The organism is Staphylococcus sp. SUC_1.2 (genome assembly GCF_026222585.1).
On sequence record NZ_JANJPM010000002.1, the window covers coordinates 115,440 to 128,147 of the forward strand.

At 32.9% G+C, this 12,708-nt stretch carries 12 protein-coding genes; 10 read left to right on the forward strand and 2 right to left on the reverse strand.

All coding sequences use genetic code 11. The features are described from left to right. The first annotated feature begins 19 nt into the window (after positions 1-19). The 7 genes from NR218_RS01535 (at position 20) to NR218_RS01565 (ending at position 6,508) form a co-directional block, all read left to right on the forward strand. Positions 20-610 (forward strand): thiamine phosphate synthase, encoded by a 591-nt coding sequence (locus NR218_RS01535; protein WP_070508419.1) that lies wholly within the window; start codon positions 20-22, stop codon positions 608-610. Then, positions 603-1,718, forward strand: coding sequence for a glycine oxidase ThiO (gene thiO / locus NR218_RS01540; protein ID WP_070508420.1), 1,116 nt, complete (start codon positions 603-605; stop codon positions 1,716-1,718). The genes NR218_RS01535 and thiO overlap by 8 nt, the downstream gene beginning before the upstream one ends. Next, positions 1,702-1,902 carry a sulfur carrier protein ThiS gene (gene thiS / locus NR218_RS01545; protein ID WP_017175036.1) on the forward strand — a complete coding sequence of 67 codons (201 nt, stop codon included), beginning with the start codon at positions 1,702-1,704 and terminating at the stop codon, positions 1,900-1,902. Before thiO ends, thiS begins: the two co-directional genes overlap by 17 nt. A gap of 1 nt (position 1,903) precedes the next feature. Beyond that, positions 1,904-2,671: a thiazole synthase gene (locus NR218_RS01550; RefSeq protein WP_019834971.1), complete on the forward strand. Its 768-nt coding sequence runs from the start codon at positions 1,904-1,906 to the stop codon at positions 2,669-2,671. Further along, a complete protein-coding gene (locus NR218_RS01555; RefSeq protein ID WP_048681941.1) occupies positions 2,671-3,669 on the forward strand; it encodes a ThiF family adenylyltransferase in 999 nt (332 codons plus the stop codon). Before NR218_RS01550 ends, NR218_RS01555 begins: the two co-directional genes overlap by 1 nt. A gap of 117 nt (positions 3,670-3,786) precedes the next feature. Continuing rightward, complete coding sequence (locus NR218_RS01560; RefSeq protein ID WP_002448460.1) at positions 3,787-4,398, forward strand: DedA family protein; 612 nt, start codon at positions 3,787-3,789, stop codon at positions 4,396-4,398. 145 nt (positions 4,399-4,543) lie between these two features. Then, on the forward strand, positions 4,544-6,508 hold the full coding sequence (locus NR218_RS01565; RefSeq protein ID WP_070508421.1) for a fructose-bisphosphatase class III: 1,965 nt from the start codon (positions 4,544-4,546) through the stop codon (positions 6,506-6,508). 56 nt (positions 6,509-6,564) lie between these two features. Here the strand turns inward: NR218_RS01565 and NR218_RS01570 are convergent, their stop codons facing one another. Then, entirely contained in the window at positions 6,565-8,349 is a 1,785-nt protein-coding gene (locus tag NR218_RS01570; protein ID WP_070508422.1) for a cation:proton antiporter, read from the reverse strand. Between the two features lie 281 nt (positions 8,350-8,630). On the opposite strand from NR218_RS01570, the gene NR218_RS01575 reads away from it, so the two are divergent. Together NR218_RS01575 and aldA are read left to right on the forward strand one after the other, a co-directional pair. Beyond that, positions 8,631-9,716: a membrane protein gene (locus tag NR218_RS01575; RefSeq protein WP_017175041.1), complete on the forward strand. Its 1,086-nt coding sequence runs from the start codon at positions 8,631-8,633 to the stop codon at positions 9,714-9,716. A gap of 75 nt (positions 9,717-9,791) precedes the next feature. Further along, complete coding sequence (gene aldA, locus NR218_RS01580) at positions 9,792-11,216, forward strand: aldehyde dehydrogenase (RefSeq protein WP_019834966.1); 1,425 nt, start codon at positions 9,792-9,794, stop codon at positions 11,214-11,216. Positions 11,217-11,275: 59 nt separating this feature from the next. Here the strand turns inward: aldA and NR218_RS01585 are convergent, their stop codons facing one another. Continuing rightward, positions 11,276-12,232, reverse strand: a complete 957-nt coding sequence (locus NR218_RS01585) for a metal ABC transporter solute-binding protein, Zn/Mn family (protein WP_048762231.1) — start codon at positions 12,230-12,232, stop codon at positions 11,276-11,278. A 181-nt stretch (positions 12,233-12,413) separates the two neighbouring features. Here NR218_RS01585 and NR218_RS01590 point away from each other — a divergent pair, with 181 nt between their 5' ends. Further along, positions 12,414-12,695, forward strand: a complete 282-nt coding sequence (locus tag NR218_RS01590; RefSeq protein ID WP_002448625.1) for a GNAT family N-acetyltransferase — start codon at positions 12,414-12,416, stop codon at positions 12,693-12,695. Positions 12,696-12,708 lie beyond the last annotated feature (13 nt).

Genomic DNA, 12,708 nt, shown 5'->3' on the forward strand with positions numbered 1-12,708 from the left:
TTTTGTTTACTAAGGAGTGGTGTTCATTTTTATAGCGATAACGAAATATAAAGATTTAACCAATGATGATTTACAACATTTTCTTGATATCTCGGATGGAATAGATGGGTTATTGTTTCGTACTCCCATGTCTTCAAGTGACTTGTCTTCATTTTTAAAATCACTTATAGAAAAAGGATTTCCTAAATCAAAAATCATTATTCATAGTGATGTACATTTACTTGAACAACTTCACCTCTCTCATATTCATTTTCGAGAAATGGATGAAGATGCATTTAGCTATAAATCCATACATCCAGAGATTGAAGTGAGTATGTCTACACATTCAATTGAATCTGTTAAAGCAGCTTATGAACACGATCTTGATTATGTTTTTTTTGGACACATTTTTAAGACACCTTCAAAACCTAATCAATTGCCTCGATCAAAAGCAGAGATTCAACGTGTGTTAGAGATTCCTATTCCAATTTATGCCATTGGAGGTATCACTGAAAAAACGATTCCTCAATTACCTCGTGGTTTTAAAGGAATTTGTGCGATTTCTTTTTTTATGAACGCATCTTTACAACAAATTGAACTGTTGCGAAAGGAGTGGTTGAAAGATGCATGATGTTTTAATCATAGGTTCGGGCGTGATTGGCATGTCTATTGCGCGACAATTAAGCCAATCTCACCTTGACATTGCACTTATCGATCGTGACGTGCCAGGTAAACACGCATCATATAAAGCAGGTGGTATGTTAGGTGCTCAAAATGAATTTACTAAAGATACTGATTTATTTAGACTTGCTCTTGAATCACGAAGTCTCTTTCCACAATTATGTCAAGATTTAGAAGATGAGACAGGTATTGATATTCAGTTTCAAAATTCAGGATTAATTAAAGTGGCTAATCGTCCTGAAGATGTTGAAAGTTTAGAAAAACAGTATCAATTTTTAAGCGGTTTAGATTCTAGCGTCATTGTTCTTTCAGATGAGGAACTTACTGATTTAACGAATGGTACAGTAACATCAAGTGAAATGGCTATTTACATTCCACAAGATGGACAAATTAATGCCAATCACTACACTAAAGCTTTATTTACATCTTTAAAGCAACGTCAAATTAAGCGATATTTTAATACAGAGGTACAATCTGTTCATCGCCAAAATGGGTACTACGATGTTGAAACGTCACAAGGCACATTACAAGCTAAGAAAGTCATTGTGGCAGCGGGCGCATGGACATCTAAATTATTAAATCAATACTCATTACCTAGAGATGTAGTCGGTGTAAAAGGTGAAGTCTTACTGATTGAAAATGATCATTTGGATTTAAAAGAAACCGTATTTATGACCAATGGCTGTTACATCGTACCAAAATATCCAAATCGTTTCTTAATTGGTGCCACAAGCGAGTTTGATAACTATTCAGTTGGTAATACAGACGATGGTATCTCTTGGTTACACCACTTTGCAAATGAACGTATACCAGAACTCGCACACGGCAAAGTCATTAAACAATGGTCTGGTGTCCGTCCATATACTGAAGGAGAAATACCGATAATGGACCGTATTGATGAAGATTTATATGTGATTTCTGGTCATTATCGTAACGGTATTTTACTTTCGCCTATTATTGGTCGTGATATCGCCAATTGGATACTCACCGGTGTTAAACCGCGTCGATATGAATCATTTAGTGCTTCAAGGAGGTTAAATCATGAAGTGTATCATTAATGGGGACACATTCAATTTTGATTCAGAACAATCTATTACATCTGTACTTGAATCTCTTGAATTAGATCCTAAACGTGTCATTGTCGAACATAATAAAACTTTAATTAAACAAGAAGACTACGATCAACATACAGTACGTGAAGATGATCGATTAGAATTATTAGAATTTGTTGGAGGCGGATAAAATGTTTAACATTGGACCATTAGAAATTAAATCTCGTTTATTATTAGGTACAGGAAAATTTGAAGATGAAGCTACGCAAACAAAAGCGATTGAAGCAGCAGAAGCGAATGTGCTGACTTTTGCTGTAAGACGTATGAATTTATATGATAAAAACTTACCTAATCCATTAGCAAATATTAATCTTAAAGACTTTATTACTTTTCCAAATACAGCCGGCGCTAAAACTGCTGAAGAAGCGATTCGTATCGCTGAAATTGCAAAACATGCTGGCGTATGTGACATGATTAAAGTCGAAGTGATTGGTGACGATGAAACATTGTTACCTGATCCATTTGAAACATATGAAGCATGTAAAGTGTTATTAGAAAAAGGTTATATCGTATGTCCTTACATTTCTAATGATGTCGTATTAGCGAAACGTTTAGAAGAATTAGGTGTTCATGCTGTCATGCCACTTGCTTCTCCAATTGGTACTGGACGTGGTATTAATAACCAACTTAATTTAAGTTACATTATTAAAAATTCAAATGTTCCCGTTATTGTGGATGCTGGTATTGGTTCACCAAAAGATGCGTGTCATGCGATGGAATTAGGCGCTGATGCTATTCTTTTAAACACTGCAGTTTCAGGTGCAAAAGACCCTGTTAAAATGGCTGAAGCAATGAAACTTGGTATTCATGCAGGTCGTCTCTCATATGAATCAGGACGTATTCCAGTAAAATATACAGCCCAAGCATCAAGCCCTACTGAAGGTTTAGGATTCTTATAATGCAACGCTATAACCGTCAATTGCGTTACCATGCATTTGGAGAGGATGGCCAAACTGCCCTCTCCAATGCAACCATTTTAATACTTGGTGCAGGCGCGTTAGGAAGTCACGTTGCGGAGCTTTTAGCACGTATGGGTGCACATCATTTAGCCATTGTCGATATGGATATCGTTGAATTATCTAATTTACATCGCCAAGCACTCTATACTGAAGATGATGCTCATCATATGGTCCCTAAAGTTCACGCAGTTAAACAAAAGATTGAACACATTAATTCAAATGTAAATGTTCAAACTTATTATCAAGAAATTGACTCTACAACTATTGAGGATATTTTAAAAGCCGTCAATCCTGATATTGTCATTGATGGTATGGATCATTTCAAAATTCGTTATCTTATTAATGAAGCCTGTCACAAACATCATATTCCGTGGGTGTATGGTGCTGCTGTAGGCAGTAAAGGTACCGTTTACGGCATTGATTTCAAAGGACCTTGTTTGAAATGTTTATTAAAACAAATTCCAACCAGTGCAGAGAGTTGTGCTATTAACGGCGTATTACCACCTGTGATTACACAAGTAGCAAGCTATGAGGTCACAGAAGCGATTCGTTATTTATCTGGTCATGGATTTTCTCATAAGTTAATTACTCTTGATGCATTTAACATTGATTATAAAGCAATGAATATCGATGTTTTAAAAGATGCTGAATGTGACGTATGTGGTAAAGCTCATTACGAATTATTAGAAACGAAACAACAACAGAAGATTGAAAGCTTATGTGGAAAAACCTATTTATTTAGATATCAACCTACTGCTTTTGACTATGCTGAACATTTCCCAGGTGATATTGTAAAATCAACCTCATTTGCAAAACTAATTAAAGACGGTAATTATGAAATCACCTTATTCAAAGATGGTAGAATGAATGTTTATGGCGTTGAAGATGATAATGAAGCAGAACAATTGTATCATCAATATTTAAAGGCCTTAAAATAAGTTGTACAATCCATATAATGTTATAACAAGCAATTCATAGTAAATTCCTATATAATGAATTTACTATGAATTTTTTATTCGAGTAATGTTTAATAACGGAGAATTTTTAATTTTATAATGGAACAAATTATTACCAATTTTATAGGCCAATGGGGCTATGCAGCCATTTTTATTCTTATTTTATTAGAAAATGTCTTACCTGTTGTTCCTTCTGAAATTATATTAACATTTGCAGGTTTAATGTCAGTTAAATCAGGTCTTTCAATTTTAGTTTTATTTATTATTTCAACAATCGCTTCATTTATTGGTTTACTTATTTTGTATTATTTATGTCGTTTAATTAAAGAAGAAAGTATTTATCGATTTGTTGATAAATATGGTAAATGGTTCAAACTTAAAGGAAATGATGTGAAACGTGCTAACGACTGGTTTAAACGTTATGGTGCGTGGGCAGTGCTATTATGTCGTTTCATTCCTGTTTTACGTGTATTAATCACTATTCCAGCAGGTATCAATAAAATGAACGTTGCAACATTTACGATGTTATCATTACTAGGTACAACGATTTGGAACTTTGCCTTAATTTTACTTGGTCGTCTTCTTAGCGATAGTTTCGACGTATTAATGTCTGGTATTCATACATATTCTTACTTTATGTATGTGATTCTTATCATTATTATTCTATATGTACTCTATCGTCTATTCTTCAAAAAAAATAACGCTAAATAAGTACATTACTTTTACTTTCAAATCAAATTTACAACAATTTAAGCATCACTGTTGAAAAAGTGATGCTTTTTAACGATAATTTATGTAAGCGGTTTTATGACTCTGCTTATTATCCAATAAATTTCCCATACAGGAGTGAAATCAAATGTCTCAATCTACGGAAAGTGAATTAAAGAAAAAGTATTTGGATTTACTATCTCAGCAATTTGATAGTCCTGAAAAACTTGCAACAGAAATTATTAATCTAGAATCCGTTTTAGAATTACCAAAAGGTACTGAACACTTCGTCAGCGATCTTCATGGTGAATATAAATCGTTCCAACACGTATTAAGAAATGGCTCTGGTAATGTCCGTGCTAAAATTAACGATATCTTTGCAGGTAACATATCCCAAAAAGAAATAGATGATTTAGCTGCGCTAGTGTATTATCCAGAAGAAAAATTAAAGCTCATTAAGAATGACTTTAATTCAAAACGTGAGTTAAATGAATGGTATATCTTAACAATCGAACGTTTGATTGATTTAATCACGTATTGTTCTTCAAAATATACGCGTTCAAAACTACGTAAAGCCTTACCTTCAGAGTATACATATATCGTTGAAGAGTTGCTTTATAAAAATAACGAATTTAATAATAAAAAATCGTATTATGAAACACTCTTAAATCAAGTTATCGAGCTTGAGCAATCAGATGATTTAATTATTGGATTATCTTATACCATCCAACGTCTTGTCGTCGATCACCTTCATGTTGTGGGTGATATCTACGACCGTGGTCCAGAACCTGACAAAATTATGGATACATTAATTGACTACCATTCTGTTGATATTCAATGGGGTAATCATGATGTACTTTGGATTGGAGCTTATGCAGGTTCTAAAGTGTGTTTAGCCAATTTACTACGTATATGTGCACGCTATGATAACTTAGATATTATTGAAGATGCATATGGTATTAATTTAAGACCTCTCCTCACTTTAGCTGAAAAATATTACGATGGCGATAACCCAGCGTTCAAACCGAAAAAACGTCCTGATAAAAAAGTGGGCTTATCTAAACTCGAAGAAGCACAAATCACTAAGATTCACCAAGCCATTGCAATGATTCAATTTAAACTTGAAATGCCAATTATTAAACGTCGCCCAAGTTTTGAAATGGAAGATCGTTTAGTTTTAGAAAAAATAAATTATGATACAAACGAAATTACAATTTATGGTAAAACGTATCCTTTAAAAGATACTTGCTTTAGTACAGTGGACCCTAAAGACCCTGCAACATTATTACCAGAAGAAGAAGATGTTGTTAATAAATTATTACTGTCTTTCCAACAATCTGAAAAATTAAAACGTCATATGGCCTTTCTAATGCAAAAAGGTAAATTATACCTCCCTTATAATGGTAATCTTCTTATTCATGGGTGCATTCCTGTAGATGATCATGGTGAAATGGAAGCTTTTGAAATTGAAGGTGTAAAACATAAAGGCCGTGATTTATTAGATGTCTTTGAACGTCACGTACGCTTAGCATTTAGCGACAAAGAGAAAACAGATGATTTATCTACGGATCTTGTATGGTATTTATGGACAGGTAAATATAGTTCTTTATTTGGTAAACGTGCTATGACTACATTTGAGCGCTACTTCATTGAAGATAAAGCGTCTCATAAAGAACCGAAAAACCCGTATTATTACTTACGTGAAGATGTAGATATGATTCGCAAAATGCTAAAAGATTTCGGACTTAATCCTGATGAAGGTCGTATTATCAATGGACATACACCAGTAAAAGAAATCGATGGCGAAGATCCTATTAAAGCCAATGGTAAGATGTTAGTCATTGATGGTGGATTCTCAAAAGCGTATCAATCTACTACAGGTATCGCAGGTTACACGTTACTTTACAATTCATTTGGTATGCAGCTTGTAGCACACCAATTCTTTGATTCTAAAGAGAATGTCTTATCTGATGGTGCTGATGAACTATCAGTACGACGTGTCGTTGATGAAGAATTACAACGTAAAAAAATTAGAGATACGAATGTCGGTAAAGACATTATGGAACAAATTCGCATGTTAAAATTATTAATGCACGACAGATATTTAAAATAAACCTATAATCATAATGCCCAGCAACAGTTCAAATGAACTGTCGCTGGGCATTTTTATTATTTATATACGTTTCTTAAAATACCATAAGTTCCATTGTCGTACTCATCCATTGATTTTGTACTCCTATGGAATGTCGCTTCTTTATCGTCATTAATGTGATAAATAATCATATCTTTATCTGTAATATCATGATATGAAGAGGCTGGAACTTCGACAATATTTTGATTCGTAATCACATTGTCAAACCATCTTGGACTATGCTTTTCATCGAATAAAATATGATTACGAAGCGGTCCATTTAAATTATTACGTGCTTGATCATCTGTAAAGGATACTGGCATCATATTTACATTATTTAATCCAAATTCTGGAACTAACTCATTAAATGCAAGACTATTAAAAATAAATGATTTGGTCATTAATAAGCATTTGTTATAGCGAATTAAGTCTGCATACATACGATCACTACTTGATAATAAATTTCCTTTAAAAATTTCAAAACCGAGTTCTTCAGCTTTATCAGAAGTGTTACTAAACAAGTTAAACACCATCACTGGAATACCATGCGATTGTAACTGTCTACCTAAGTGATAAGAAAATTCGCTCTCACCTACTAAAATGACACCTGGAGGTTCAGTACTTGCTAAACCAAGCATTTTACTTATTGGTGTAAAGCTAAAACCATATATGACTACGGTAATAAATACTAAACCAAATGTTACCGGTGTAATATAAGATGCCATTTTCATATTATCATTTAAGAATAATCCACCGAAAAATTGTGCTACAGTTAATACGACAATCCCTCTTGGTGCCATCATGGCTACAAGCGCACGCTCTTTTTTAGTGATTTCAGTACCAATGGTAGATAATAAAACAGCAATTGGACGTACTAACACAATCATGACAAGTGAGAAAATCACAAGCTTCCATGATAATACATTCATCAATACAGATGGTGTTAATGATGATGTAATTAAAATAAACACCGTTGAAACTAGAATAGAAGACATATTTTCAATAAAATGATCTGACTCTTTATAAATTAAATCATGTCGTTTATAACGTGCCATCATTAATCCAAAAATGGTTACTGCTAATAAACCAGATTCATCGAGAATTTGGTCACAGATGCTAAACACGAGCAATATAAACACCAATTGAATGGAAGGCATTAAATTTTGTGGTATGACATCGCGTTGGATGAGCCAATTGAAGAAGAATGAAGCACCAAAGCCAATTAATGCTACAACCAACATTTTAAAAATAAATATAAAGAGTAATTGGAAACCAAAACCTTGTCCAATGATTTGATACACATAAAATGCAGCTAATGCTAGTATTGGACCAAGTGGATCAAGTATAATACTTTCCCAACGTAAGACAGTATCTACACTGTTTCTAACTTTGGCTTGTTTTAACAGTGGCTGAATCACTGTTGGTCCAGTAATAAGAAGTAATCCTCCCATAACAATAGCGATAGAAATAGGAAAACCTAAAATTTTATGTAAGGCAATGGCGCCAAGCACCCATGCAATTGTGGCGCCTAGCGTAATAATACGTATAACCGCCTTAGAAATGCCTTTTAATTCTCTAAAATCTAAATTACTACTTCCTTCAAATAATATGATTGCTACCGCAAGAGATACAATTGGACTAAATACCTCTGAACCTAGCGTATGCTCAGGATTTGCTAGTCCTAATATGGGTCCCACTAATAAACCAACAATCGACATTACTACAATCGAAGGCCATTTAATTCGATTTGCTAACCATTGACTGAAGATACCTAATGCAAGAAATAATACAATAACTAGCATTACAGGTAAATCAAATAACATATCTACACCTTCCTTATTTAAATTGAATATATTGCAATATCCTATCAAACTTTACTGAATACTGTATAGTATATTTATTACATTTTTTAATAACATTTATATGAGAACTATAAACTATTATATACCCCATATAACTTAAAATTTATACAAATTCTTTCGAATGTATTTTTGAGAAATACAATGTTCATTACAAGTAAACTTTAATATTTATTTTTAACAAAATGTCCTTTAAAATAGATTAATATATTCTCATGTGTTTGATTTAGAAAGGATTTTTAAAAATGAAAGTTTTAAAAGAATCGATGATCGTAGCATTTGCCTTTGTAGGTGTTGTCGTTGGTGCTGGTTTTGCTACGGGTCAAGAAATATTCCAATTTTTCACAAGTAACGGTCAATTCAGTGTATTAGGGATTATTATTACAGGATTAATCATCACACTTGGCGGTATGTTCGTCTTAAATACTGGTTACAACATAAAATCACATAATCATTCAGAATCCATTCATTACTACTTGCATCCTATGATTGCTCGATTATTTGATATTGTTCTAACATTATTCTTGTTTTCACTCGCTATTATTATGAGCGCGGGCGGTGCATCTACAATTCAAGAAAGTTTTCATTTACCTTATTGGCTTAGTTCACTTATTCTCGTAAGTCTTATTTTGGTTACATTATTTTTAAAATTTGATCGTTTAATTGCAGTACTAGGTATCGTTACACCTTTCTTAGTTATCGTCGTCACAATTATTGCGATATATTATCTTGCAACTGGCCATCTTGACTTTGAAAGTGCAAATCAATATGCACAGCATAAATCATCTATTTCACTTGGATGGTGGTTTGATGGTATCAATTATGCCAGTTTACAAATTGCTGCTGCCTTCAGTTTTCTAAGTGTAATGGGGGGACGTTTACATGACCAACGTGCTTCTATTTGGGGTGGATTAATTGGTGGCGTCATTATTACATTTTTACTTTTAATGATTAATTTAGGCTTAATTACAAAATTTAATGATATTAAATCCGTAGCGCTTCCAACCTTATTATTGGCACGACATATCTCACCTATTTTGGGAACTATCATGTCTATTATTATGATTCTAGTTATTTATAATACTATTGTAGGCTTAATGTACGCATTCGCCTCTCGTTTCACAACACCGTTTTCAAAACAATATTTTGTACTTATTATCGTCATGACAATCGTGACGTTCATTTGTACATTTATCGGCTTTATTTCACTCATTGGCAAAGTATTTCCAATTATGGGGTTATTTGGCTTTATTCTACTCATTCCTATTTTATATAAAGGGGTTAGACATTTTAAATATTCAAAAAAAGAAGGTTCAAAGGGAGCACATTAATCTCCTTTTGAATCTTTTATTTTTATAGATTAAATTTAATACTTTACGGGAATAATAGGTATGGAGGTGTCGTTAATGACCAATCAACTATTTATTAATAATGAATTTGTAGAAAGTAAGTCAAACGAAACAATGGACGTGATTAATCCTGCTACGGGAGAAACAATCGATACGATTACATTCGCTACTGAAGAAGAGGTAAACGACGCAATTGAAAAATCTAAACACGCTCAACTTGAATGGGAAAAAGTACCAGCTCCTACACGTGCTGAGCATGTAAAATTATTAATTCCTTTACTTGAACAACATAAAGATGACATTGCTCATTTATACGTTAAAGAACAAGGTAAAACAATAGTACAAGCTAAAGGTGAAATTGATAAATCAATAGAATTCATTGATTATATGGCAAGTTTAAGTATGAGTAACAAAGGTGAAGTATTACAAAATAGTATAGTAAATGAAACTATTCAACTGACAAAAAAACCAATCGGTGTGACGGCTGGTATTGTACCTTGGAATGCTCCAATTTTAGTGCTTATGCGTAAAGTGATTCCAGCTATTGTAACGGGTTGTTCTGTCGTTATCAAACCAAGTGAAGAAACAACATTATTAACATTAAAAATCGCTGAACTTTTCCGTGATTCAACTATTCCAGCTGGTCTTATTCAAATCGTTCCAGGTACTGGCGAAACAGTTGGAACACAATTGGCAACTCATAAAGATATTCAACTTGTTTCATTAACAGGTAGTATGGGAGCAGGTAAAGCTGTATTCAAAAACGCAGCTGACAGCATTAAAAAACTTAACTTAGAACTAGGTGGAAATGCGCCTGTTCTTGTCACACAACACGCTGACTTAGATAAAGCTGTTGATTATATCGTTACTGCACGTATTAATAACGCTGGTCAAGTATGTACATGTCCAGAACGTATCTTTGTTCATGAAGATGTACATGATGACTTTATTAACAAAGTGAAAGATAAAATGGATGCGCTTCAAGTTGGAGATCCATATGATGAAAACACTGACTATGGTGCAATCATTAATCAAAAACAATTAGATAGTATTGATGATAAAGTTCAAGAAGCAGTAAAAAATGGAGCAGATTTAGTGTTAGGTGGTCATAAATTAGACCGTGAAGGATTCTTCTACGCTCCTACTATTTTAGATCATGTAAAAACGACTGATAGTGCTTTTAAAGAAGAAATTTTTGGTCCTGTTCTTGCTATAACTACGTATACAAACTTTGATGACGTTATTGATATGGCAAATGATACTAACGCTGGTCTATCATCTTATATTTTCTCTGAAAACTTAAAAGAAATTATGACAGCTACTGAACGTTTAAAATTTGGAGAAGTGTATGCGAATTGTGAGGCAGAAGAAGCAGTCAATGGTTATCACGCAGGTTGGAGAGAATCTGGCCTTGGTGGTGCAGATGGTATTCATGGTTTTGAAGAATATTACAATACAACTGTAAGTTATATTAGATGGTAAATTAAAAATAAAAAAAGAGAGCAAGAAAGAATGGCGTTACATTCTTTTTTGCTCTCTTTTTATTTATTTAATGCTTTATCAAGGGCTTGAATATTTTTTTTCATAATAGATTGAAACGTGAGTGTTTGGTCTTCTGATTGAGATTGAGACAATACTGCTAAATTATTAAAATTTACAGGTTGTGTTTGTGTCTCTTGACGAATCACATCGGTTATTTTTGAAGAAATATTTTGTTCATATAAAATATACGGTTCATGTGTGTCTTTTATTTGATTAATGAGCGCTAAGATGTCTTTCTGACTTGGCTCTTTATTATTCATACCACTAACCCCTTCTTGTTCGAAGTGATAACGTCGCGCTAAATATCCTAATGAATCATGAGAAATAATTACTTTATCTCGTTTAGGACGCGTCGTTATATTAGATAATGTATGGTCAATTTGTTTTAAATCTTCAACTAATTGTTTATAGTTATGCTCATAATATATACGATGTGTAGGATCTTTGTGAACTAAATCATCTTTAATTTTCTTTGCGAATTGTTGATCTAGTACTGGATCAAGCCAAACATGAGGATCATATGATGTTGCTTCATGATGATGTCCATGTTCATCGTGATCATCGTCTTCATTCACAAGGATTTGTTTATTTAAACTATTTGCAACCGCCAATTTCATATCATTATTATTCATTGATTTTGTAATTTTAGCCGCTACTGGATCAAGATGATCACTTGAATAAACAAATAAATCACTCTTTGCAATATTAATCATATCGCGTTGACTAGGTTCATATGTATGCATATCAGCACCCGGGGGATAAATCGTATCTACATCCACATATTTACCACCAATTTGTTTTGTAAAGCTTTCAAACGCAAAAACCGTAGTATAAATTTTCAATTTATTCTCAGTTGTTACTTTTTTATGTTTGTGAGTGATATCGCGATTTGTACTACAAGCAGATAATATGAGGCACAAACACATTAAACTGATGATTGCGATCATCTTCTTCACACAAACCCCTCCAAAACGTAATAATTTCGTTCTCAACTATATCTGTTCTTTTATAAAAAAGCAATGACTTTGTATTTAAATTTTTTATAATTTTTATATTCTAAATTTTATTTATGTAATGTTTTAATTTAGCGGAAATGTGATAAATAATACTAAGACATTATATAAGGAGTGAAGTAATATGGCTGAAGAAATTAAACAAGGTAACAATAAATTTTATGTAGGTGAAGACGAAAATAATCCTAAAGCAGAAATCACTTACAAACAAGTCGATAACAATGAAATTGAAATTGATCACACTGGTGTATCTGATGAATTAGGTGGTCAAGGTTTAGGAACTAAATTAGTTGACGCAGTTGTAGAACATGCTCGTCAAAATAATTTAAAAATTATCGCTTCTTGTCCATTTGCAAAAGATGTATTAGAAAAAAATGATAGTTACCAAGATGTTTATTTAGGATAAAAGTAAAATATCA